This window comes from Ruegeria sp. HKCCD7255, assembly GCF_013031565.1.
Classification (GTDB): Bacteria; Pseudomonadota; Alphaproteobacteria; order Rhodobacterales; family Rhodobacteraceae; genus Ruegeria.
The window spans coordinates 535,385-558,737 of sequence record NZ_WQAG01000001.1; the positions used below are offsets into that span (position 1 = coordinate 535,385).

Consider the following 23,353-nt stretch of genomic DNA (forward strand, 5'->3'; position numbering starts at 1 on the left):
TGCAGGCAGCGTCATATACCAGATCTGCGCCAATGCGCGCGAAGGGCCTATTAGGGCCTGTTTTCAACCTATCATACGGGAGAGGACCATGAACAAGCCGTCACGGCTCAGCGAAAAGGCGCTGTGCGATCCGGTCTCGCTTGAGATCATCCGCGGGGCGATTGCTGCCGCGCAATCCGAGATGGAAGCGCTGATCGAGCGCACCGCCATATCCGCCTTCATTCGCGAAAAAAAGGATTTCTATACCGCTTTGTTTGACGGCAACGGGACGATGGCGGTCGGCTCGATGGTGCCGATCTTTGGCGACATGACGCGGCCCGTGCTTGAGAAATTTCCGATGGAGACCATGCAAGAGGGCGACGTCTATTGGTACAATGATTGCTATGGCTCTTACGGTGCCATCTCGCATTCCAATGATCAGGTTTTGCTGGCCCCGGTGTTTCGGGACGGGCGCGTTTGCGCCTTTGTGATGAGCTGGGCGCATTTTGCTGATATCGGGGGTCTGCGCCCCGGATCGATCAGCCCGGATGCCACGGATATCTTCCAGGAAGGTGTGATGATCCCGGTCACAAAGATGATCGAGGCCGGTCACGTCAATCAAGCGGTTCTGGACATTTTTCACCGCAACTCGCGCTATCCTGACCAAAGTGAAGGCGACATGCGGGCGCTTATGGCCAGCGTCGAGCTGGGCGTGCGCCGGGTGGGTGAGATTCTCGACCGGTTTGGCCCTGATGTGACCGAAGATGCTTTGGCGCAGTTGTTGGAGCGCACCCGCAACCTTGTGCGCGACAAGATGGCCGAGACCTTCGACTATGGAACCCATTCCTTTACCGATGCGATTGACACGGATGGACATGGTAACGGGCCTTTCCATATGCGGTTTTCGCTGACGCGGGAAAAAGGGGCAGACGGTCAGGACCGCTTTACCTTTGACGCGCGCGACAGTGATGATCAAGCGCCTGGCCCGGTCAATTACCTGATGAATAAAGGGGTGCCCGGTATGGCGCTGGGCTTGTTCTACTTGGGGGGCGATCCCAGTCAGGTCTGCAACGCGGGTGGCCCCAATGCGCTGGACGAGGTGCTGTTTCGCAAGGGCAGTTTCCTGCAACCGGAATACCCGGCCCCGCTGGGTTTGCGCGGCTTGACCGCCATGCGGATGATTTCGGCGATGTGCGGCCTGCTCAACGCCGGTGGAGGCGAGGCACCTGCCGCTAATTCAGCCTATGTGGTCAATATCATGCGCGGGACATATCGTACCAAAAGTGGCGCGTTAGAGCCCTATTTGCTGGCCGATGGCATTGGTGTTGGCTATGGCGCGCGGGCAACGGCGGACGGGATTGATGCGGTCTATTTTGTTGCTCAGGAAAACTATCCGGTCGAGTTTCTGGAGGCCGGTTATCCGGTCACGATGCGCAGCTATGGGATCGTAGCGGATTCTGGCGGTGCGGGCCGGTATCGTGGCGGCTGTGGGATCGTGCGCGAATATGAGATCCTTGCCGAAGAGACCATGGTCGCCATCCGCATCGACAGCGTCAAGAACCCGCCCTGGGGCATTCACGGCGGTAAATCCGGCCGCCATGGCATTGCCATTGTGAACCCCGGTACACCGCAGGAACTGCGGCTCGATCCGCTCTCGGATGGAAATATGCTCAAACGCGGGGATATCTTGCGTATCGAAACAGGCGGCGGGGGCGGCTATGGCCACCCGTTCGACCGGCCTGCCGAGACCGTGTTGCAGGATGTCCTGAGCGGCTTTGTCACCGCTGATGCTGCGCGGGCCGAATATGGCGTTGTTGTCTCAGAGGATGCGATCGACGTTCCCGCCACCAACGCCTTGCGGGCCAAACGCCCCGAAACGCGCCGTTTTTACCGACAGGAGTATGTCGATGCCCTCGTCTGATATGTCCTTTGACCCGTCTTTTGCCGTTGCTGTCGATATCGGTGGGACCTTCACCGATATCTCGCTGATGGACAGGGTGTCGGGCGCGGTTTGGCGGGCCAAGACCGCCTCGGTGCCCAGTGACCCCTCGCAGGCGTTTATGACCGGTGTGAACATGGTGCTGGAACAGGCGGGCATCAGCGCGCAAGAGCTGTCAGGTGTACTGCATGGCACAACCGTTGCCACCAACATGATCCTTGAGGGCAAGGGCGCACGCACCGCCTTGGTGACCACGCGCGGCTTTCGCCACGTGCTTGAGATCGGGCGGCAGGACATTCCGCGCCATGCCAATCTGTTCACCTGGGTCAAACCCGCGCGACCCGTTCCGGCGGACCACATCCACGAGGTGGATGAGAGGATCGGCACCGGCGGGCATGTATTGCACGAACTGGATGAGTCCAGCGTCACCGCTCTGGTCGAAAAACTACGCGCCCAACAGGTCGAGGCTGTCGCCATCTGCCTGCTGCACGCCTATGCGAACCCGGATCACGAAAAGCAGGTGGCACGGCTGCTGCGCGCCGCTTTGCCCGATGTGGCGATCACCTGTTCCACGGATGTGCTTCCGGTGGTTCGCGAGTTCGAGCGGTCTTTGGCCACTGTTCTGAACGCAAATGTCATGCCCGGCGTGTCCACCTATATCTCACGGCTGGAAAACCGGCTGGCTGAGGCCAAGGCCAGCTCACCCTTGCTGCTGATGCAGTCAAATGGCGGTGTTGCAGGGACTGAGGCGATCCGAACCGCGCCTGCGCTTACGGCATTGTCGGGACCCGCAGCGGGGGTGGTTGGTGCCGTAGATGAAGCCGCGTCCTGCGGGATCAAGGATATCATCACCGTGGATATCGGCGGCACATCAGCCGATATCTGCCTGATCCGTGACGGGCAAGTAAACTTGACACAACAGGGCAAGGTGGGCGAATGGCCGCTTTCTCTGCCGATGGTGGATATGGTGACCATTGGTGCGGGTGGCGGGTCGATCGCGGCGGTCGCCAATAACACGCTGTCGGTCGGCCCCAATTCGGCTGGTGCGCGTCCGGGGCCTGCTGCCTATGGTCATGGCGGGGTCGAGGCGACGGTCACCGACGCGCACGTCACTTTGGGTAACCTGCCCCACGCGCTGCTCGGTGGTGCGATGTCACTGGACGTGGACGCCGCCAAAGCCGCCGTGACCAACAACGTCGCACGCCCCCTGGGGCTGACGCCCGAAGACGCGGCGCGCGGGATCCTGGCCATCATGAACAACAATATGGTGGGGGCGGTGCGTACGGTCTCGGTCGAGCGGGGCCATGATCCGCGAGACTTCACCTTGGTGCCCTTTGGCGGGGCGGGTCCCTTACATGGCTGCGCTTTGGCAGAACTGTTGGGCATTCGGCATGTCATGATCCCATCGGCCCCCGGGCTACTGTGTGCCGCTGGTTTGCTGGCCGCAGATATGAAGGCCGAATTTACCCGCGCACTGCCAATGCCGGGGCCTGTTGATCAGGATGCTGGCGACAAGATCCTGTCCGAATTGACCCAAGATGCCGTCACTTGGATGGAACATGAAGGCATCGCCCCTGATCAGCGCAGCCTTCAGGCGCGCGCGCTGATGCGCTTTCACGGGCAGGGCGGTGAGATCGCCGTGGATTGGGGTAGCACCGCGCAAGAGACCGAGGCCCGCTTTCGCGACGCACATACGGCATTGTATGGCTTCATACTGGACGCCCCGATTGAACTGGTCACATTGCGGATCGAGGCCGTTGGCAAAACAGAGCCAGTGGACAGCCCAAAGCTTGCGAAAACCGACCTGCCCGAACCCTTGCAGTTTCAAAAGGTGGTCTGGGAAGAGGGCGTTGTCGAAACACCGATCTATGACCGCGCCGCGCTGGGCGCTGAGGCGGTGATCAAAGGCCCGGCCATTCTGACTCAGCTGGACACCACAGCCATCATTGCCCCGGGCTGGGTGGCTACGGTTCATCCCTCGAGCGCAGTGCTGCTGACGAAAGAGACCACATGACCCAAACCCTGTTTGACCATATCGACCGAAATGCCGACAGCTTTGTCGAACGCGTCATGGAATATGTGCGGCATCCGTCGATTTCGGCCCATGATATCGGTATTCGGGATGTGGCGAACATGCTGGTCGCGCATCTGGAAGGTCTGGGGTTTGACGCAGGGCTTGTCGAGACACCCGGGCACCCGTTTGTGCTGGGGCACGCGACGGTTGACCCGCAAAAGCCGACGGTCCTTCTTTATGGTCATTACGATGTGCAGCCGCCCGATCCGTTGGATGCGTGGATCAGCCCTCCGTTCGAGCCGACACTGCGCGACGGCCGGATCTGGGCACGCGGCATCGGTGACAACAAAGGTCAGCATTTCGCACAGCTGCTGGCCATCGAAACGCATCTGGCGGTGAACGGCTCTTTACCCTGCAACATCATCTTCTTGCTGGAAGGCGAGGAAGAGATCGGTTCGCCGCAAATCGCTGATTTTGTGCGCCAGAACAGGGATCGTTTGCAGGCCGATCTCGTGGTGACCTCTGATGGGCCTCTGCACGAAAGCGGGGCTCCGGTGATCACCTTTGGTGTGCGTGGCGTGGCTTCGTTTGATCTTGTCGCCAAGGGGGCCGCGCGCGATGTGCATTCGGGAAATTACGGTGGCGTCGTCCCCAATCCGATCTGGACGCTGGTGCAATTGCTGGCCACGATGAAAGACCCCGAAGGCAACATCACCGTCGAAGGCCTGACCGAGCCGGTCATCCCGCCCACCAATCTGGAACGCGACGCCATCGCGCGCTTGCCCAATGACGAACAGGCGGTGATGGAGGATCTGAAGCTTGACCATATGGATGGTCCTGTGGATCGCCCCTATTGGGACCGGCTGATGTTTCATCCAACCCTGACGATCAACGGGATGCACGGGGGGTATAGCGGCCCGGGCAGTAAAACGGTGCTGCCAAATGAGGCCATTGCGAAATGCGATGTCCGGCTGGTCGAACCGTTGACCCCGGATTATGTCTTTGAACGGATTGAGGCGCATGTCGCACGTCACGCGCCCGAGGTTGAGGTTGTGCGGCACAATGGGATGTTGCCGTCAAAGACCCCGCTCGACAGCCCGTTTGCCAAACCTCTGCGCGAAGCGATTGTTGCCGCACGTGGAGTCGAGCCGTTGATCTATCCTACGGTGGGCGGCTCGCTGCCTGATTATGTCTTTACCAAGATCCTGGGCAAGGATGCTTTCGTCATTCCTTATGCCAACGCGGATGAGGCCAACCATGCGCCCAACGAAAACCTTGAGGTCGTTCGGTTCATCGACGGTATCAAGACCGGTGCTGCGGTTCTTGAGGCTTTGGGTCGATGTGAGGCCAACTCTGGATCAGCGACCCACTCCAAATAGACGCGCCGAGGTGGCCTGGTCGGCAACGATATTGGCGCCGTTCAGGGCATAGGCGGCATCCGATAGCAGGAATACCGCAAGCGCACCCATGTCGTCGGGCGTTGGTACCGTGCCATTGGCTTGCCAGCTTCGAAACATCTGGTCGATTGCGGGGTCTTCAGCGGCTGATGCCGCGCGTTCGGTCATTGTCAGCCCCGGTGACAGGCAATTGGTGCGGATTCCTTTTGGCCCAAGGCTCCAAGCCATGGCGCGGGTGGCCGCGACGATCGCACCTTTGGTGGCAGCGTAGCCTTCGAAGCCGTGATCCGTTGCGTCGGCATGGACCGAGGCGATATTGACCAGCGCACCTTTGGTGCCGTCCTCTGCCATGATCCGCGCGGCGGCCTGACAGCCCACCAGAACCGAGCGCTGGTTTACACGGTAAAGCTTGTCCCAATGGTCTATATCCGCCTCAAGGAACGGTGCCATTTCGGTTATGCCCGCATTGCTGACCAGCCCATCCAACCGCCCCTCACGCGCTCTGACGTCTTGAATGGCTTCGGTCAGGGCCTGGGCGTCGGTGACATCGACCTGCATGGCTTCGGCCCCGGCCTCGCGGATCCGCTGCAAACCGTCGGATGAGACGTCAAAACCGGTCGCGCGCGCGCCTGCGCCAATGACGGCTCTTAGGATCCCCAAACCGATACCCGCAGCGGCCCCTGTTACGATGATGACTTTATTTTCCAGTGATCCGCTCATTTGACCGCCCCTGCCGTCAGACCCGCAACAATACGTCTTTGGAAGATGATGAACATGACCAGCAAAGGCAACGAGCCCAGGACGGCCGCAGGAAACAGCATGTCGGGTTGCACGTTTTGATTGCCGACAAACCGATAGACCGAGATGGTCACCGTGAACTTGTCTTTGTCGGTCAGCAGTAGAAGCGGGTATGTGAAATCATTCCATACCATCAGCATGACAAACAGCGACAACGTGGCCGTAGCAGGCCCTAACAAAGGGCGAATGACGTACCAGAACACCTGCCAGTCTTTGCAATTGTCAAGCTTGGCGGCTTCGAGCAGCTCTTTCGGGATCGCTGCGATGAAGCCGACATAGAAGAACACTGCAAGTGGCAGGTTCAGCGCCGTGAAGGCCAGGATGATGCCTATGTGAGTGTCCAGCAGCCCGAGGTCGCGAAAGATCACATAGATTGGTGTGATCGTTACAAAATTCGGAGTTGCCAGGCCAAGCGCAACCAGCATGATGAACAGCCGCGAATACCGGCCTGTATTGCGTGCCAGCGGGAAAGCAGCCATCGATCCCAGAAGCGCCACAATGACCGTGACGGAAACCGTGATCCCGACCGAGTTCAAAACCGACCGCAGATAATTCATCGCCTCAAGCGCGTTTGCATAGTTCGACCAGGCAAAGCTTTTGGGCAAAGCAAGCGGTTGTTGAGCGATTTCGGTCGCGGTGCGAAAGGACATCGCGATCATGTAGAAAACGGGCAGCAGCATCGCCACGACCAGGCCGATGATTGCAGCATTCAAGGCAAACCGCCCGGTGGTTCTGGCAAGTTGGAGCATCACAGCTCCTCCTTGCGGCGAAGATACCAGTTTTGAATGACCGCCACAGCCACCACGATGACCAGCATGACAACCGACAGTGCCGAGGCAAAGCCGAAGCGGTAATTGCCGAACAGCTGCTCGATGATCTCAAGACTGAGGGTTCGCGTTGCCCCGTCCGGCCCGCCCCGCGTCATGATGAACGGTAGTTCGAACGTCTTCAGCGTACCGATGGTCGACAGAATGATGTTGATGGTGAACACCGGCGCCAGAAGTGGGATTTCAAGATATCGAAACCGCTGAAAGGATGAGACATTGTCAAGCCGCGCGGCCTCGTCAATGTCGCGCGGGATGTTGGCGTAGCCTGCCAGAAAGATGGCCGTGGTGTATCCGGTGAACATCCAGACATGGGCCACGGCAATGGCGTAGAGCGCCGTGGACGGATCACCCAGCCATCCCCGCGCCAGCCAATCCAGCCCCAGCATGTTCAGCATCGAGTTCAGGCCACCCGAAAACGGAGAATAGATGAACTGCCAGACATAGCCGACGACAACAAAGGACATCATCGCCGGTGTGAACAGGGCCGCTCGGGAAAAGTTGCGGATGGCGGGCAAGCGGTGCAGCAAGGCCGCCAGAACCAAGCCAGCCAGGGTTTGGACAGTCACCACAAAGGCCGTGAACTTGACGGTCACCCAAAGCGCCTCGGGGTATCGGCTGCGGCCTATAATACGTTCATAGTTCTTCAGACCGATATTTTCCGAAACGCCCACGCCCGTGAAGTTGGTGAAACTAATCTGGAACGTGAGCAATATTGGATAGACAAAGAACACGCTCAAAACAATCAGAGCGGGCAGGGTGAACATCACCGCAGAGCTTCTAGATACCATTGTCCTCGTTCCAGTGAGAAGACGCGTTAAAACGCGTCTTCAACTGCCTCGTCCCAACGTGTCAGAACGTCTTCGCTTGGCTTTGACGGGTCAAGCAGGAAACCGGTCAGGCTGTCCCAGATCTCACCCTCCAACGGTTTGGGCCATTGCAGCAGTGCAAAGGGATAATTGATGATACCGCCTGCGCTGCGCGCCGCATCATAAGGTGCGGCCTCGGCCGGGGTGCCGCTGGCACCGTCGTCAAAGGGCGAATAGGCGGATTCGGCATCCAGCATGACCTGAAGGTTCTCGGGCTGGGCAAACCAGTCTACGAAAGTGCGCGCGGCGTCTTTGTTTTCGCTGCCCGACGCGATGGACCAGCCGATGCCAAACAGATCAAGCGCGACGCCCGATGGTTGCGAGGTCGGGATCGGTCCGAACGCAAAGTTCAGCCCGTCGATCTGCTTGAACGCCGCGATATTCCACGCGCCCTGCGGCATCATCGCAAAATTGCCACCCTGAAATTCGGTCAGCGCCGTGCTCCAGGGATCCAGCCCCGCCTGCAGCGACGGATCAAAACAGCGGGCGTCAATCAGATCGCGGATCAGGTCGATCCCCTGGTTGAATGCCACGTCTTCGGCAAATTTCGCGTTACCTGATCCAAGCGAGGCCGCCGGGTTGGTTGTTGTCTCAAGCCCATTTGCGATCAGAAAGAGCGGTGCCTGAAAGCCGCCCGTAAAGATCATCGGGTTGATCCCCTCATCCGCAAGCGCACCGCAGGCTGATTTCAGTTCGTCCAATGTTGTGGGCATTTCTTCGACACCGGCCTGGGCCAACAGGTCCATATTGGCGAAATTTCCCATACCGATCACTTCGAGCGGCATGATGAAAGCGTTGCCATTCAAAGTCAGAGCCGCCTGCAGGCTTTCGGGAATACGCCCATACCATTCGGAATCTGTACCAAGGTTTTCCAGCAGACCGGCGTTGCCCCAAACCTCGACCAGCGGCATATCAGTCATCATGACGTCTGGTGGATTTCCGCCTTGCAGGCGCGGCGGAATGATCGTGTCGGTATCCAAGCGCCCGATGTAGCTGAGTTCGACATCAATATCGGGGTGTTCCGATTCGAATTTCTCGATCAGTTCGGCCAAACCCGCAGGCTCTGCCTCGTTGCCTTTCCAGGCGGTGACATCCAGTGTTACAGATTGACCAAAGGCCATTGTTGCAGTGACTGCCAATATCGAACTCGCAGCCGCCAAAGCCGAGCGCTGTTTCATGGTTTCCTCCTCGTTGGGATCCGCTGGTTGCGAATCTCTCGTCACGAAAATAGCATCATTTCTAAAAAATCGTCGATTATTTTTTTCATTTAGTATATATTGTGGTTCACACCACTGATAATCTGTTTTGAACTGAAGTTGGTGTGCCTTATGGTATATGCCTGCGGAAAATCGGGCCACAAATACTAATGAAGCGGAGTGCGTATGACGATTGAGCTGAAAACAGGCGACGAACAGACGGCCACGCTTTACCAGGCAATACTCGACGATATTTCCAGTGGAAGGCTTGTCGGCGGCCAGCGTTTGAAAATCTCGGCACTGGCTGATCGGTTTGGTGTCAGTGCAAGCCCGGTGCGCGAAACGTTGCGGCAGATGCAAGGCGAGGGCTTTGTCGAGATCCACCCCAATCGCGGCGCTACAATCAAACTGGCCGATGCCAGCACGATCCAGAATATCTTTGAGGTTCTTCAGCTGCTAGAGCCTTACTTCGTCAGTTGGTTCGCCGAGCATGCCCGCCCTGAGGACGTCGCGCGACTGAGCGAAATTCAAGAGAAAATTCGAACCTGCGGTGACGGCAACATGCTGAAATTCCGCAAGCTTGATTTGCAGTTTCACAGCGTGATCTGTCAGCACCATTATAATGACGTTGCCGCTGAAACATGGAAACGACTGCGCACGGCGCTGAACGTACACGCTGCGCCTCTGCGCATCAGTCAGGGGCGGTTGCGGAACATTCTGAAAGAGCACGATGATCTGATCGAAGCGTTTCGTCAGAATGATCCGGAACAGGCGGATCGGGTGATCCGCACCCATGTGGACGGGTCGTTTGTGCAGATGTCGCAGCAAATGCGCGCCTTGGGGCTGTGACCTCGGGTCTGAGTACCCGGATGTGACGGCTCGCGCCGCGGATTCTCTAACTTTGACCGGCTGATTTTTGCCTTTGTGCATTTTAAGTCGATTATTGCGAAAAAATCATCGACGATTTGTTATGTTTCATAGTATTGTTTTTAGCATTCGATTCGACGAACTGGGGAGGAGTGACGGTCGTGGGTAGCCTTGGGCTCTTTGAACACGGCAAGCAGGTCGGGTAATGCCAACGGGCCAACCGAACGTATTGCTGATTACGACGGACCAGCATCGCGGCGATTGCATGGGCTATGGTGTGCGAGGTGTGAAAACACCGCATATCGATCGTCTGGCAGCGACCGGGACACGGTTCGATACCTGCATCACGCCCAATCCAATGTGTCAGCCCGCGCGCGCGGCAATTCTGACGGGCAAGCTGCCTTATTCGAACGGTGTGCGCGACAACGGGCGCAACCTGGATGAAGCTTTGGGGCAAGACGGGATGGGTGGCGTGTTTTCACGCGCCGGGTATCAGACCCATTTCATCGGCAAGGCACATTTTTCATCAAATGAGACGTTTGACGCAACCGGACGTCCAGAATGCTATACTTCGACCGCAGATTTCCCGGCAGATTGGTGCGGGCCGTACTTCGGATTTCAACATGTTGAACTAACCCTGCGGCCGCATCATCACTGCGCGTGGAACGATCCCCCCTATACGTTGCATTTCGAGAACTTTCTGAACGGTGACGGGCTTGGCCGTGCGCGTTGGCAGCGTGCGAAAGAGCAGGCGCCGCCGGCTACAGATCATCCACAAGCCTGGCGAACCCCTCTGGGTGATCGCTGGCAATCCACAACCTGGATTGGTGACCGCGCTGTGGATCTGATCGAGAACAAGGGTGAAAAGCCCATATTTTCCTGGATTTCCTTTCCTGACCCGCATCCGCCGTTTCTGGCCTCGGAGCCTTGGTCGCAGATGTATGACCCGCAGGACGTCGTCATCGCCGAAAGCAGATCGCGAGATCTTGAGGGCCGCCCATGGTGGCACAGCGCCTTCTTGAAACACCGGCTTGCAGGCGATGTTGAGCGCGAAAATGCGGAAGGTGGTAAAAACTGGAGCGATATGGGCCGGCTGGACGAGGCCGAATTGCGGCAGATCACGGCGATTTACTTCGGCATGATCTCGGCAGTTGATCATCAGGTCGGTCGGATCGTCAAAGCACTTGAGGACATGGGCGCGTTAGAAAACACCATTATTGTTTTTGCCAGCGACCATGGCGAATGGCTGGGGGATCATGGGCTCTTGCTGAAAGGGCCGATGCTCTATGATGGGTTGCTGCGTGTCCCTCTGGTGATTGCGGGGCCCGGCGTCCCGCGCGGACGGGTGATCGACGACCCGGTCTCGACCCTGGATCTGCGATCGACGCTGGCAGAGCTGGCTGCAATCGACGCGACGGCAGGCAATGGGCGTTCGCTGGTGCCCGTCATGACCGGCGCGGAACGCCGTGACTTTGCTTTGGGCGAATGGGAAGTCGATGCGGAACGCAGTGGTGTTTCTCTGGACCTGCGCACCGTCAGAACGCGTCGCCACCGGATGTCGGTTGATCTGAGCACCGGTGCAGGTGAGCTTTACGATTTCGACACCGACCCCACTGAGACAACCAACCTATGGTCCGATGCGTCGCACAGACCGCTGCGCGATGAGTTGATGGACATGATCCACAGCCGACCAGACGACATGATTCCGGCAGCCCCACGCGTGGGCTGGCATTGAGAAGGACATGGAATGACTAAGATTGCCGCAATTGAACCTCTTTTGGCCCGGGTCGGGATCCGTAACCAGCTTTTGGTCAAAGTGACGACCGAGGACGGTTTGTACGGGTGGGGTGAATCGGGTCTTTCCTGTCGTGAAGGCCCTGTTGCGGCGGCTGTCGAACATTTTGCCGAGTTTCTCGTTGGCAAGGATTCCCGGCAGATCGGGCGCATTTGGCAGGAAACCTATCGCAGCCAGTATTTCGAAGGCGGTCGCGTTCTGACCGCGGCAATGTCTGCCATCGACATCGCCCTTTATGACATTCTGGGCAAACGCCTTGGCGTTCCTGTGTATCAGCTTTTGGGTGGTAAACAGCGCGATGAAATCCCCACCTTCCCAAGTTGTCAGGGCCGAAACGTCGAGGAACTGCTCGGCAAAGCCAGAGTTCTGGTGGACGCTGGCTGGGATTGTCTGCGCATCTACACTGGCGAGTTCGACGGGAATGGTGAATTCGACCCAAGGCGCAATCTGAACCGCGCTGCAAACGAATTGATCGCGTTGCGCAAGGAGTTTGGTCCAGAGCTTTGTATTGGCATTGACATGCATCACCGGCTTTCGCTGGCCGAGGCCGCCGACTTCTGTGCGCGGCTGCCTCAGGGTACTTTGAATTTTCTGGAAGAGCCCATTCGCTCGCAGACGCCGGACGCCTACCGCACGTTGCGTGGCATGACGAATATTCCGTTCGCCATCGGTGAGGAGTTTTCGTCGAAATGGGAGGCGTTGCCCTATATCGAAGGCGGCCTGACGCAATATATGCGGCTCGATATCTGCAATATTGGTGGGTTTACCGAAGCCATGAAAGTCGCGGGCTGGTGCGAGGCGCATTACGTCGATCTGATGCCCCATAACCCGCTTGGCCCGGTCTGCACTGCGGCCACGGTTCATATGGCCGCAGCGGTCGCAAATTTCAGTTGGGTCGAAACCAGGCAGGCTCAGACAGAGTCCCTGGGTTTTCACGACCCCGAGATTTTCCCGGTTCAAGTTCCGCTGGAAGGGATCACCTACAAAGTGCCGGATCGACCCGGTCTTGGCGTCGAGGTGGACGAAGAGAAGGTTCGAAACTCGAAACCCGAACATGTCGAGCCGCCGCATCTGTGGCGGCCCGATGGGTCTGTCACCAACTGGTGACACACACGCATTAGGAGGAGGAGAAAAAGATGAGTTTGGATTTTGGACATTTACGTCCGTTGGTTACGGCGCTTTGCCTGACCGCAGCGGGTACGCTGCCGGCTTGGGCCTATCAAGAAGCGCCGGCGCTGGCCGAAAAAGTGGCAGCGGGGGAGTTGCCACCGGTTGAAGAGCGGATGCCCGATGAGCCGATGGTGATGGAAACGCTCGACAGCATTGGCGAATATGGCGGCACCCTGCGCCGCGCCATCCTTGGGGGCGGTGATCAGCACAACATCCTGCGCCAGATCGGAACCGAACTTCTTGTGCGCTGGAGCCCCGATTGGAGTGAGGTGAAACCCAATATCGCCAAGAGCTGGACGGTGTCGGATGACGCCACGACCTATACGTTCGAACTGCGCCCGGGCATGCGCTGGTCGGATGGTGAGCCCTTTACCGCCGACGATATCATGTTCTGGTATGAAGTGTTTCTGGACGAAAGGCTGACGCCGTCGAAGCACGCGAATTTCGTTGATGCCGGCGGTCCGGTGCAGGTCACAAAGCTTGGGGATTACACGGTTGAATTCAAATTCAACGAACCGAATGGTCTGTTCCTGCAGGCACTCGCCTATGGGTTCGGCTACCCGCCCGTAGTCTATCCCAAACACTATCTGAGCCAGTTCCACATCGACCACAATCCCGATGTTCAGGCGCTTGTGGATGCCGAACCGGCAGCGACCGATTGGGTTTCTCTGTTCAACCTTAAAGCGGGCCCGATGCATACGCCGCTGTTCTGGCAGAACCCGGATCGCCCGACATTGCATCCGTGGAAGGTGAAAAACGCCTATGGCTCGGTCGACCGTGTTGTGGCCGAACGGAACCCCTATTTCTGGAAGGTCGATGAAGAAGGCAATCAACTGCCCTATATCGACGGCCTGACCTGGGATCAGGTCGAAGACGCCGAGACCATACTGTTGAAAGCCTTCAACGGTGAGATCGACTATATGGCGCGTCATATCGGTCGCCCGGTGAATCTTGCCGCTCTGACCGATAACAAAGATCGTGGCCAGTATGGCTTCTTTCAGGTCGGAGACATTCCCGGCAGCCAAACCGCCTTGCTGTTGAACCTCAACAACCCCGATCCGGTGAAAAACGAGATCGTCAACATGTTCGAGTTCCGCCAGGCGCTTAGCCATGCGGTGGATCGCCAGGAGATCAACGATCTTGTGTATCTGGGTGCTGGCCGACCGGTTCAAACTGCACCGCACCCGAACGCACCTTTCTATAATGAGGAATGGGCGACGCGGTATACCGAGTTCGATCCCGATCTGGCCAACGAATTGCTCGACGGTATCGGGTTGGATCAACGCGATGCGGATGGCTTCCGGCTGGGGCCTGACGGCAACCGGTTTACCCTGGTCTTCCTGGTCGCGGATGTCTTTGGGTGGCAATACCCGGATGTGGGCGAGCTGCTTCAGGGATATGCCAAGGATGTTGGCCTTGATTTCCAGATCCGTGCCTCTGACCGGTCGCGTTTGCAGGAAATCGCGTCAGCCGCCGAACATGACGCCTATATCTGGAACTGTCCCGGCGGACTGGTTGATGCCTACGTCAACCCGTTCTGCTATTTGCCGCGTGGAGGCGCTGTTTACTGGGCACCGAAATGGGCTGATTGGGGGACCGACCCGAATACCGGGATCGAGCCACCCGAGCACATCAAAGAGCTGTTCGAGATCTATCGCGGTGTGACATCGACCAGTGAACCGGCGGCGCAGGAAGCGGCTTTGCTTGAGCTGATCGAAAAAGCGAACTCGCAGCTGTTGACCATTGGTTTGATCCAATCAAACGGGGCCTTTGGGATCGTGCGCAACAACGTGCGCAACTATGTGGATCCGATGCCCATCGCCGGTCAGCTGTGGACGCCTGCGCCCTATACGTCGCAGGTGTATTTCGAAGGCGGCGCCAACCTGCCCTAAACGCCAATAATAGCGTCCGGCCCATCCGGGCGTGATTTCTGCGGGGTGAGCGTGTCCTCCATTAGCTCACCCCGTGTTATAACCGCGCTGCACCGCGCCTGAAACGGAACCAAGGATCGTGCTGGGATTTCTTTACCGCCGCATACTCTACATGATCCCGACAGTCTTTCTGGTTTCGGTGGTCACCTTTCTGATCATTCAGCTGCCCCCTGGGGACTATCTGGACACGTTGGCGGCGGAACTGTCCGATCAAGGCGGGCTGGACGAGGCAACGGCACAGGCGCTGCGTGATCAATATGGTCTGGGTCAGCCGTTCTATGTCCAATATTACAAATGGATCACGGGGATCATTTTTGATTGGAACTTTGGCATCTCGTTTGAAAAGAACGTGCCGGTCAATGATCTGATCTGGGACCGGTTGGGTTGGACCTTTGGGATTTCGGTTCTGACGCTGCTGTTCATCTGGATAGTCGCGCTGCCCATCGGGATCTATTCTGCCGTTCGGAAATATTCCTTTGGGGATTACGCCGCCACATTGTTCGGGTTCATCGGTCTGGCCGTGCCGAATTTCCTGCTGGCTTTGGTGATGATGTATGTGGCCTTCAAATATTTCGGCCAAAGCGTTGGTGGTCTTGTCAGCCCACAATATATCGGCGAGCCCTGGACATGGGACAAGTTCGTCGATCTGCTGAAACATATCTGGATGCCCATTGTTGTGGTTGGCACGTCGGGTGCGGCGGCGCTTATCCGTATCATGCGCGCCAATCTGCTGGATGAGCTGTATCGGCCCTATGTGGTAACGGCACGAGCCAAGGGCATGTCCGAGTTTCAGCTTCTGATGCGCTACCCCGTTCGCGTCGCGCTTAATCCATTTGTCTCAACAATCGGCTGGATCCTTCCCACGCTTGTGTCCGGTGAAATCATTGTTGCGGTTGTGATGAATCTGCCGACCACCGGCCCGCTGCTGCTGCGGGCACTATTGGTGCAGGACATGTACCTTGCCGGATCTCTGATCCTGATCGTCAGCCTTTTGACGGTGCTGGGCACGTTGATCTCGGATCTGTTGCTGGCGTGGATCGACCCGAGGATACGGTATCAATGAGCTTGGCAGACACACAATCCGAAGCCGCAAAGCAAGCGGATGTTGCCGTGCCCGAACTGCTGGGGCCGTGGTCGCTGATGTGGCGAAAGTTCCGGCGTCACCGGGTGGCCTATGTCAGCCTCTGGCTGGTCGGTTTCATCTATGCGCTGGCGCTGTTTGGGGATTTCTTTGCACCCGAACGTTTGGACGACACCAACCGTAGGGGCATCTTTGCACCTCCGCAGGGCATTCATTTCTTTGTGGAAAACGAAGACGGATCGCGTGAGTTTCAGCTTCACGCCAAGGCGCGCAAGGTGCAGGTCGATCAATCGACGATGCGGCGAAGCTATGTTGACGTTCCGGGCAAGATCATCCCGCTTGGCTTCTTTGTCGAAGGCTATGACTATAAGCTTTTGTGGCTGATCCCGTCCAACACCCATTTCTTTGGCCCGAAAGACCCTGATGATGTTGTCTATTTCCTTGGGGCCGACAGGCTGGGGCGCGATATCCTCAGTCGGATCATCATTGGCACCAAGATCTCGATGTCGATCGGTCTTGTCGGTGTGGCGATTTCACTGGTCATCGGCGTGTCGCTTGGGGGTTTGTCGGGCTATTACGGCGGCTGGGTCGACAATGTCATCCAGCGTTTGATCGAGTTTCTGCGGTCGATACCGACCATCCCTCTTTGGATGGGGCTTGCGGCTGCGATCCCATTGGGATGGCCGCCCCTTCGCACCTATTTCGTGGTCACTATCATCGTGTCGATGATCGGATGGACAAGCCTTGCGCGCGAGGTGCGCGGCAAGTTTCTGTCATTGCGCAGCGAAGATTTTATCGTTGCCGCGCGGTTGGACGGCTTGTCGGATTGGGAAGTGATCCGCAAGCATATGATCCCCAGCTTTTCCAGTCATATCATCGCGTCGCTCACACTTGCGGTGCCGATGATGATCCTGGCTGAAACCTCATTGTCTTTCCTGGGCATCGGGCTGCAACCGCCCATCGTGTCCTGGGGGACGTTGCTGAAAGAGGCTCAGAATATCCGCACGATTATCGAGGCCCCCTGGCTGCTGCTGGCGCCGGGCACGATGATTGTTGTGGCCGTTCTGGCGTTGAACTTCCTGGGGGACGGCCTTCGCGATGCCGCAGATCCACATGCCCACTGATTTGTCCATCGCCCCGCCCGAAGGATCTCCGCTGGTCGAGATACGGGGGCTAAAGACCCATTTCTTTACCGATGACGGTGTGGTCAAGGCCGTGGAAGGAGTTGATCTGGACATTTTCGCCAATCGGACCTTGTGCGTTCTTGGTGAAAGCGGCTGTGGCAAATCCATCATGGCGCGGTCGATCCTGCGGATCATTGACGCGCCGGGCAAGATAACCGCAGGCAGTATCACCTATCACGGGCGCGAAGGGCGGTCAGTGGATCTGGCCCGGGCGCGGCCCGGATCGAAAGAGCTGCGCGATATTCGCGGCAGTGACATCGCGATGATCTTTCAGGAACCGATGTCCTCGCTGGGTCCGATCACGAAGATCGGCAAGCAGATTGTCGAAACCTTGCACCTGCACCGAAACCTGAGCAAGGCTGAAGCGCGCGAGCTGGCCATCGAAATGCTGGCCAAGGTCGGCATCCCCAAACCTGCAGAGCGGTTCGAGGCCTATCCGTTCGAGCTGTCCGGCGGTATGCGTCAGCGGGCGATGATCGCAATGGCGCTGTCGTGCCAACCTCGGTTGCTGATCGCGGATGAGCCGACCACCGCGCTGGACGTGACCACCCAGGCGCAGATTCTTGATCTGATCGCCGAGTTGCAGGACGAGTTGAAGATGGGCGTCATGCTGATCACCCATGACCTGGGCGTGGTGGCCGAAGTGGCCGAGGATGTGGCCGTCATGTATATGGGGCAGATTGTCGAGAAGGGCGATGTCTACTCGATCTTCGAGAACCCGCAACACCCCTATACACAGGCTTTGCTGGCCTCAATCCCGCGTATGGGCATGACGCGGCAAAGGCGTTTGCCTGCGATTCAAGGCATGGTGCCACATCCATTGGCGCGCCCCTCGGGCTGTGCGTTCCGAACCCGGTGTAACCACGTCATCGCGGGCAAGTGTGATGCGCAGACCCCACCTCTGGTGCCGCGCGATGGCAGCGAGGTTGCGTGTTTCCTTCACGATGAGGGTTCCAAACATGTCTGACCCCATTCTGAAGGTCCGCAATCTGGACAAGCATTTCCCGATTGGCGGCGGGTTTTTCGGCAAGCCCACAGATATCGTGCGCGCCGTCGACAACGTGTCGTTCGATGTTGAGCGGGGCGAGACCTTTGGCATCGTTGGCGAAAGCGGTAGCGGAAAGACCACGCTGGGCCGCTGTATCATGCGCGTGTTGAGCCCGACAAACGGGGGCATGACGTTGCACCGGAAGGGCAAGGACTCGCTTGATTTGGTCACTGCCGACCGCACGCGCCTGACCGAAGCCTGGCAAGACATGCGTATGGTGTTCCAAGACCCGCAATCATCCCTGAACCCCCGCTTGCGCGTGCTTGAGATCGTTGGTCAATGCCTGCGCAAATCCGAAGGTCTCAGCGGCAAAGCGCTGTCCGACAGGGTGGGCGGTTTGCTGGAAGAGGTTGGGCTGCGCAAGGAATTCCTGATGCGCTATCCCAATGCCTTTTCGGGCGGACAGCGACAAAGGTTGGGCATCGCGCGTGCCTTGGCTACAAAGCCCGAATTGGTCATCGCGGATGAAGCTGTCTCGGCCCTGGATGTGTCTATTCAGGCCCAAACACTCAATCTGTTGCAGGACCTGCAAGAACAGTTCGCCCTGACCTATATCTTCATCGCCCATGATCTGGCGGTGGTCGAACATATCTGTGACCGGATCGCGGTGATGTATCTGGGTGAGATTGTCGAGCTGTCGACAACCCAGGATTTGTTCCGCGCCCCCAAACATCCCTACACCCGAGCGCTTTTGTCTGCGGTGCCTATTCCCGACCCGCGCGCGCGTCACAAAGCGAAACGACGCTTGCCGGTCGGGGATGGCGGCGTGCCCGACAAGGGTTGCCGTTTTGCCCCCCGATGCCCACATGCAACCGAGCTGTGTCGGAACGAAACACCCAAGGCCAAACCAGTGGCTGGCGCGGATGTGCTGTGCCACTATGCGGGCGAGATCTAGTGACCGGTCTCAGCCCTTCAGCGCACCGGCTGTGAGCCCGGATTGGAACTGGCGTGTCATCAGGAAATAGGTGACGACGACCGGCAGGGTCGAAACAACCACCGAGGCAAATACAAGCCCCCATTCGGTCGAATACGATCCTACAAAAGACACGATACCAACCGGCATTGTCTGAACTTCGGGTTCGAAGGCGATGATGAGGGGGATGAAGAACTCGTTCCACATCCAGACACCGTTCAGGATCGAGACCGACAGCAAGCCTGGTTTCAACAGCGGCAATACGACCCGCCGAAACACTTGCCATTCCGACGCCCCATCCATGCGGGCCGCGTGGATCAGATCACGCGGCAGGCTGGCGGCCAGCGGCGTCAGCACCAGCACACCCAGCGGCAGCCCCATGGCGATATAGGGGATGATCAGTGCAAATAGCGTACCAAAAAGCCCGACGGTCTTGAGCAGAATAAAAAGCGGCAGAATGATCGCATGGACAGGCACCAGCAGGCCCGCCACGAACAATGTGTAAAGCCCGGTCGAAAACTTGCGTTCTTTCAGAGACAAGCCATAGGCAACCATGGCCGACAGAAAGCTGGAGGCGGCAACAGCCGTTCCGGTCACGATGATCGTGTTGGGCAATGTCAGAGACAGATTAGCCTCATCCCAGGCGCGTTTGTAGTTCGAGAAGCTCCATGATGATGGCAGACCAAACGGGTCCATGAAGATCTCGCTCACGGACTTGAATGAGGCCAGGACCATGAACAAAAGCGGCAGGATTACCCAGGCAGCGGCCAATATCAGAACCGCAGTTCGCGCCGAGGTGACAAGGAATCGTGAGTTGGCGCTTGTGCGTTGAACCAGTTCAGTGGAACTCATGTCTCGATCTCCCGCGCGCGCAAGACTTTGAGGATCAGACGGCAGATCACTGCCATGACCAGCATGGTCAAAAGCGCCATGGCGACCCCAAATGCGAAGCGGATTTCAGCGCTGGAGAAGGATGAACTGCCGAAAGCTGTCCGATAGATCAAAGTGCCCAGCACATCGGTCGAAAAGTTCGGCGCACCAAGCGGGCCGGTCAGAACATAGACAACATCGAAAGTGCGAAAGGTTCCGATGAAAGTCAGGACGCTAAGCGCTGTGAATGCCGGAGAAAGCTGAGGGAAAGTGACGCGCCAAAAGATCTGACGGGTATTGGCCCCATCCATCGCGGCTGCATGGCGCAGCTCTTCCGATACGTTCTGCAATCCTGCAAGGTAGATAATGATCGCCCAACCCAGCGAGTTCCACGCGGTCACCGCAATGACGACACCCAAAGCTGAGGTCGGATTCGACAGCCATTGCAGCGCCAGAAAATCAAGCCCCACCGATCTGAGCGCCGGATTGATCAGGCCGATATTGGGCGACAGCATCAATGTCCAGACAAACCCCGTGGCCACCAGCGACAGAATGACGGGAAGAAACAGAACCGTGCGGTAGAATTCCATAAAGCGCGGTTTTTCGTTCAATAGGACCGCAATATAGAGCCCGACTGTGTGTTGAAACACGAGGATCGCCACAAAGATCGCCGCATTGTGTAACGCTGCACGGTAATAGGGCCAATAGCCTAGAATTTCGGTATAATTCGCCAATCCGATGAACGACACATCATTGCCAAGCCCGCTCCAGTCGGTCATCGACAGGCCAAAGGCAAACAGGATCGGAAAGATCATGACTGCCAAAAAGAAAGCCAGCCCTGGTAACACAAACCAGAGATGGCTGTAGGATGACCGTCTGTTTTTCGGATTGCTTTGCATGTGCGCTCTTGCTGGATCGGCTGCACCAAATGGCGCAACCGATCCTGTCTTGGTGTCAGTTGGCAATTTTGACGGCGTCCTGAGCCGCCTGAGCAAAGTCTTCTGGGCTCATCTCTCCCAAAAACAGGGCCGCTACGTTTTGCTGAACGACGGACCAGACATTGCCGGTTTCGGGCAGCTCATAGAATACGCGAACGTCGTTTACCTTTGCCGCCGAGGTGAACTCATCCAGGATGCGGTTTTCACTGGGCGTGACGTCTTTGTGCGTGGTCATCGTGATCGTATCGACCACCATCTGCTGCGCCTCTTCCGACAGCATCCAATTCAGGAATGTATAGGCCGCGTCTTTGTCTTCGGCGTCCGAGTTGACCAGAAAGATGTATTCCAGACCGGTCACGGTCGAGGGCGCATTATCCCCAACTGCGGGGAACGGCACGACACCGAGATCGACATTGGGGTTGATCTCTTTATAGCCGACATAGTCGGCCGAGCCGCCGGGCATCATCGCGCCGCGTTTCATCGCCGCCAGCGCCTTGCCTTCGACATAGGGTGTCGACAGAGCGCCAGGTTGCAGACAGTTCTGCCCGATCTCTTGCAGGAACCGGGCAGCATCGACCATGTCAGGGTCTGTGAATTTACGCTTGCCGGCGCGCAGATCCGCGAACCCATCTGCCCCCATAACCGAAGAGGTCAGCATCATATACATAAAGGATGGCACGATCCCGTCAGAGGCTGGCACAACCATCGGCGTGATGCCTTTGTCCTTGAGCGTTGTGCACATCTCCATGAACTCCGCCTGCGTCGACGGAGGCGTCAATCCGTTCTCTTCAAAGACATCCCGGTGGTAATAAAGACCCACGGAATAGGCGCCCAGGATCGGAACGCCCCACACCTGACCATTGGTTTCAATCGCTTCACGTGCCGCGTCGCGCAGGTTGGCAACGTCAACTTTGCCGGTCAGGTCGGTGATATAGCCTGCCTCGGCGGCGGCAACCGTCTCGGGCCCTGCGGGTAGGCCAAACAGATCAGGGGCTTCGCCTGCGGCAAGGGCTGTGTTCAGCCGGGCGGAGTAGTTGGTGCCTGCGATCTCTTCGAGATCGATCTTGATGTCGGGATGGGCGGCTTCGAATTTGTCCAGAATGGCTTCGACCGCCGATTTCCATTCAGGGTGCTGATGCCACATGGTCAGGGTCGTTTCAGCCAGGGTCTGGTTCGCGCAGAACGCCAACCCGGCAGCTGTGACAAGGGAACGGAACACACGTTTCTTCATTTTCTTCTCCTCCAAGTTGGTCTTGATGTCACTTCACTGGTTCAGCGCTCCTCCTGTCGCCGGATCAAAGAAGTGAAGGTTATCTGTGGCGATACGCGCGCGGACGCGGTCGCCGGAACGGGCTTTGGATCGCGGTGAAAAGCGGCAGATACACAATCCGCCGGATGTAGGCCCAAGCGGGGTTTCGACCTGATCCTGGGGTTGATCACCAACATGGACCTGCTCGGCCTCCAAGGCCAAATGAACCATGTGATCCGCGCCAAGCGACTCGAGATGTGCAATTTCGGCTGTGATCGTATCGCCCGCGCGCGTGTCTGGGGACAGGTCCGCGTCTTCGATATCTTCGGGGCGGATCCCAAGGACGACCTCACCTGTGTGTGCGGAGATTCCGGGATAGGCTTCGATGCTTTCGGGGGCGATGGTTAGGGTCTGGTCCCCAAGCGTAACTTGTTTGTCGCCAGTACCGCTCAGGCTGGCCCGAAACAGGTTCATCGGGGGTGAGCCAATGAAACTTGCCACAAATGTATTGGCAGGTTTTCGATAGAGGTCATCAGGCGTGGCCACTTGTTGCAGCACGCCTTCACGCATGATGGCCACGCGGTCACCCATTGTCATCGCTTCGACCTGATCATGGGTCACGTAGATAGTGGTCACATCCAGACGTCGCTGAATCTGGGCGATTTCCGAACGCATTTTGACCCGCAGTTTTGCGTCGAGGTTCGACAGCGGTTCGTCCATGAGAAACACCGAAGGCTGGCGGATGATCGCCCGCCCCATCGCAACCCGTTGCCGTTGGCCACCCGACAAGCGGCCCGGTCGTTGGTTCAAAAAGGCCGTCAGATGCAGCGTTTCGGCAACGGATTGAACACGCTTGGAAATTTCGGCTTTGTCAACTTTCGCGATCTGTAGGGGAAAAGCGATATTGTCGAAGACCGACATATGCGGATAGAGCGCATAGCTTTGGAACACCATCGCGATGTCCCGGTCGCGCGATTCAAAATCCGTCACGCGTTGTTCGCCGATAAAGACGTCACCCCCGGAGGGGTCTTCCAGTCCGCCGATCAGCTTGAGCGCGGTAGATTTTCCGCAGCCAGACGGGCCGACGAGCACAAGAAACTCGCCATCTGAAATCTCAAGATCGAGGTGATCCAGCGAAGGCTTGGCGGATCCATCGTAGACCTTCGAAAGCCCCTGAAGCGTAACGCTTGCCAAAAGCCCCTCCCAGCAGTTTTGGCGGAATATGCGCTTCGCATCGCAAAGGCGGCCGCATTTTGTTATATGTTCCAAACGAAATACTATATTATTTTGG

At 57.7% G+C, this 23,353-nt stretch carries 19 protein-coding genes; 11 read left to right on the forward strand and 8 right to left on the reverse strand.

The features are described from left to right. Window positions 1–88 precede the first annotated feature (88 nt). Genes GOX45_RS02570 through GOX45_RS02580 form a run of 3 tightly spaced genes read left to right on the forward strand, consistent with a single transcriptional unit; the run spans window position 89 to window position 5,311 of the window. Window positions 89–1,900: a hydantoinase B/oxoprolinase family protein gene (locus GOX45_RS02570; RefSeq protein WP_171097670.1), complete on the forward strand. Its 1,812-nt coding sequence runs from the start codon at window positions 89–91 to the stop codon at window positions 1,898–1,900. Further along, window positions 1,887–3,932 (forward strand): hydantoinase/oxoprolinase family protein, encoded by a 2,046-nt coding sequence (locus GOX45_RS02575; protein WP_171097672.1) that lies wholly within the window; start codon window positions 1,887–1,889, stop codon window positions 3,930–3,932. The genes GOX45_RS02570 and GOX45_RS02575 overlap by 14 nt, the downstream gene beginning before the upstream one ends. Beyond that, a complete protein-coding gene (locus GOX45_RS02580) occupies window positions 3,929–5,311 on the forward strand; it encodes a M20/M25/M40 family metallo-hydrolase (protein WP_171097673.1) in 1,383 nt (460 codons plus the stop codon). The genes GOX45_RS02575 and GOX45_RS02580 overlap by 4 nt, the downstream gene beginning before the upstream one ends. Here GOX45_RS02580 and GOX45_RS02585 read toward each other — a convergent pair. Genes GOX45_RS02585 through GOX45_RS02600 form a run of 4 tightly spaced genes read right to left on the reverse strand, consistent with a single transcriptional unit; the run spans window position 5,291 to window position 8,998 of the window. Next, complete coding sequence (locus tag GOX45_RS02585) at window positions 5,291–6,049, reverse strand: SDR family NAD(P)-dependent oxidoreductase (protein ID WP_171097675.1); 759 nt, start codon at window positions 6,047–6,049, stop codon at window positions 5,291–5,293. The two genes, GOX45_RS02580 and GOX45_RS02585, sit on opposite strands and share 21 nt — an antisense overlap. Beyond that, window positions 6,046–6,876, reverse strand: coding sequence for a carbohydrate ABC transporter permease (locus GOX45_RS02590; RefSeq protein WP_171097676.1), 831 nt, complete (start codon window positions 6,874–6,876; stop codon window positions 6,046–6,048). The genes GOX45_RS02585 and GOX45_RS02590 overlap by 4 nt, the downstream gene beginning before the upstream one ends. Beyond that, window positions 6,876–7,742: a carbohydrate ABC transporter permease gene (locus tag GOX45_RS02595; protein WP_217350246.1), complete on the reverse strand. Its 867-nt coding sequence runs from the start codon at window positions 7,740–7,742 to the stop codon at window positions 6,876–6,878. The genes GOX45_RS02590 and GOX45_RS02595 overlap by 1 nt, the downstream gene beginning before the upstream one ends. 26 nt (window positions 7,743–7,768) lie before the next feature. After that, window positions 7,769–8,998, reverse strand: a complete 1,230-nt coding sequence (locus tag GOX45_RS02600) for an ABC transporter substrate-binding protein (protein WP_171097678.1) — start codon at window positions 8,996–8,998, stop codon at window positions 7,769–7,771. Window positions 8,999–9,202: 204 nt separating this feature from the next. On the opposite strand from GOX45_RS02600, the gene GOX45_RS02605 reads away from it, so the two are divergent. From GOX45_RS02605 to GOX45_RS02640, 8 genes are all read left to right on the forward strand, one after another. After that, entirely contained in the window at window positions 9,203–9,865 is a 663-nt protein-coding gene (locus GOX45_RS02605) for a GntR family transcriptional regulator (RefSeq protein ID WP_171097679.1), read from the forward strand. A gap of 223 nt (window positions 9,866–10,088) precedes the next feature. After that, entirely contained in the window at window positions 10,089–11,618 is a 1,530-nt protein-coding gene (locus GOX45_RS02610) for a sulfatase (RefSeq protein WP_171097680.1), read from the forward strand. A gap of 12 nt (window positions 11,619–11,630) precedes the next feature. Continuing rightward, the gene (locus GOX45_RS02615; RefSeq protein WP_171097681.1) at window positions 11,631–12,785 is read left to right on the forward strand and encodes a mandelate racemase/muconate lactonizing enzyme family protein; all 1,155 of its coding nucleotides are present in this window, start codon (window positions 11,631–11,633) and stop codon (window positions 12,783–12,785) included. A gap of 29 nt (window positions 12,786–12,814) precedes the next feature. Next, a complete protein-coding gene (locus GOX45_RS02620) occupies window positions 12,815–14,740 on the forward strand; it encodes an ABC transporter substrate-binding protein (RefSeq protein ID WP_171097683.1) in 1,926 nt (641 codons plus the stop codon). 118 nt (window positions 14,741–14,858) lie between these two features. After that, entirely contained in the window at window positions 14,859–15,842 is a 984-nt protein-coding gene (locus tag GOX45_RS02625) for an ABC transporter permease (protein ID WP_171097684.1), read from the forward strand. Continuing rightward, a complete protein-coding gene (locus tag GOX45_RS02630; protein WP_171097686.1) occupies window positions 15,839–16,984 on the forward strand; it encodes an ABC transporter permease in 1,146 nt (381 codons plus the stop codon). The genes GOX45_RS02625 and GOX45_RS02630 overlap by 4 nt, the downstream gene beginning before the upstream one ends. Beyond that, the gene (locus tag GOX45_RS02635; RefSeq protein ID WP_171097688.1) at window positions 16,974–18,011 is read left to right on the forward strand and encodes an ABC transporter ATP-binding protein; all 1,038 of its coding nucleotides are present in this window, start codon (window positions 16,974–16,976) and stop codon (window positions 18,009–18,011) included. The genes GOX45_RS02630 and GOX45_RS02635 overlap by 11 nt, the downstream gene beginning before the upstream one ends. Next, a complete protein-coding gene (locus tag GOX45_RS02640; protein ID WP_217350247.1) occupies window positions 18,004–18,987 on the forward strand; it encodes an ABC transporter ATP-binding protein in 984 nt (327 codons plus the stop codon). The genes GOX45_RS02635 and GOX45_RS02640 overlap by 8 nt, the downstream gene beginning before the upstream one ends. Before the next feature lie 9 nt (window positions 18,988–18,996). Here the strand turns inward: GOX45_RS02640 and GOX45_RS02645 are convergent, their stop codons facing one another. The 4 genes from GOX45_RS02645 to GOX45_RS02660 form a co-directional block, all read right to left on the reverse strand. Next, the gene (locus tag GOX45_RS02645; protein WP_171097692.1) at window positions 18,997–19,857 is read right to left on the reverse strand and encodes a carbohydrate ABC transporter permease; all 861 of its coding nucleotides are present in this window, start codon (window positions 19,855–19,857) and stop codon (window positions 18,997–18,999) included. Beyond that, the gene (locus GOX45_RS02650; RefSeq protein ID WP_171097694.1) at window positions 19,854–20,690 is read right to left on the reverse strand and encodes a carbohydrate ABC transporter permease; all 837 of its coding nucleotides are present in this window, start codon (window positions 20,688–20,690) and stop codon (window positions 19,854–19,856) included. Before GOX45_RS02650 ends, GOX45_RS02645 begins: the two co-directional genes overlap by 4 nt. Window positions 20,691–20,829: 139 nt before the next feature. Beyond that, entirely contained in the window at window positions 20,830–22,044 is a 1,215-nt protein-coding gene (locus GOX45_RS02655) for an ABC transporter substrate-binding protein (RefSeq protein ID WP_171097696.1), read from the reverse strand. Between the two features lie 33 nt (window positions 22,045–22,077). After that, window positions 22,078–23,256, reverse strand: coding sequence for an ABC transporter ATP-binding protein (locus tag GOX45_RS02660; RefSeq protein ID WP_171097698.1), 1,179 nt, complete (start codon window positions 23,254–23,256; stop codon window positions 22,078–22,080). Window positions 23,257–23,353: the final 97 nt, after the last annotated feature.

Excerpts from the sequence above, each read along its gene's own strand:
- GOX45_RS02570 (WP_171097670.1), top strand. The coding sequence starts at position 89 with ATGAACAAGCCGTCACGGCTCAGCGAAAAGGCGCTGTGCGATCCGGTC.
- GOX45_RS02575 (WP_171097672.1), top strand. The coding sequence starts at position 1,887 with ATGCCCTCGTCTGATATGTCCTTTGACCCGTCTTTTGCCGTTGCTGTC.
- GOX45_RS02580 (WP_171097673.1), top strand. The coding sequence starts at position 3,929 with ATGACCCAAACCCTGTTTGACCATATCGACCGAAATGCCGACAGCTTT.
- GOX45_RS02585 (WP_171097675.1), bottom strand. The coding sequence starts at position 6,049 with ATGAGCGGATCACTGGAAAATAAAGTCATCATCGTAACAGGGGCCGCT.
- GOX45_RS02590 (WP_171097676.1), bottom strand. The coding sequence starts at position 6,876 with ATGCTCCAACTTGCCAGAACCACCGGGCGGTTTGCCTTGAATGCTGCA.
- GOX45_RS02595 (WP_217350246.1), bottom strand. The coding sequence starts at position 7,742 with ATGGTATCTAGAAGCTCTGCGGTGATGTTCACCCTGCCCGCTCTGATT.
- GOX45_RS02600 (WP_171097678.1), bottom strand. The coding sequence starts at position 8,998 with ATGAAACAGCGCTCGGCTTTGGCGGCTGCGAGTTCGATATTGGCAGTC.
- GOX45_RS02605 (WP_171097679.1), top strand. The coding sequence starts at position 9,203 with ATGACGATTGAGCTGAAAACAGGCGACGAACAGACGGCCACGCTTTAC.
- GOX45_RS02610 (WP_171097680.1), top strand. The coding sequence starts at position 10,089 with ATGCCAACGGGCCAACCGAACGTATTGCTGATTACGACGGACCAGCAT.
- GOX45_RS02615 (WP_171097681.1), top strand. The coding sequence starts at position 11,631 with ATGACTAAGATTGCCGCAATTGAACCTCTTTTGGCCCGGGTCGGGATC.
- GOX45_RS02620 (WP_171097683.1), top strand. The coding sequence starts at position 12,815 with ATGAGTTTGGATTTTGGACATTTACGTCCGTTGGTTACGGCGCTTTGC.
- GOX45_RS02630 (WP_171097686.1), top strand. The coding sequence starts at position 15,839 with ATGAGCTTGGCAGACACACAATCCGAAGCCGCAAAGCAAGCGGATGTT.
- GOX45_RS02635 (WP_171097688.1), top strand. The coding sequence starts at position 16,974 with ATGCCCACTGATTTGTCCATCGCCCCGCCCGAAGGATCTCCGCTGGTC.
- GOX45_RS02640 (WP_217350247.1), top strand. The coding sequence starts at position 18,004 with ATGTCTGACCCCATTCTGAAGGTCCGCAATCTGGACAAGCATTTCCCG.
- GOX45_RS02645 (WP_171097692.1), bottom strand. The coding sequence starts at position 19,857 with ATGAGTTCCACTGAACTGGTTCAACGCACAAGCGCCAACTCACGATTC.
- GOX45_RS02650 (WP_171097694.1), bottom strand. The coding sequence starts at position 20,690 with ATGATCTTTCCGATCCTGTTTGCCTTTGGCCTGTCGATGACCGACTGG.
- GOX45_RS02655 (WP_171097696.1), bottom strand. The coding sequence starts at position 22,044 with ATGAAGAAACGTGTGTTCCGTTCCCTTGTCACAGCTGCCGGGTTGGCG.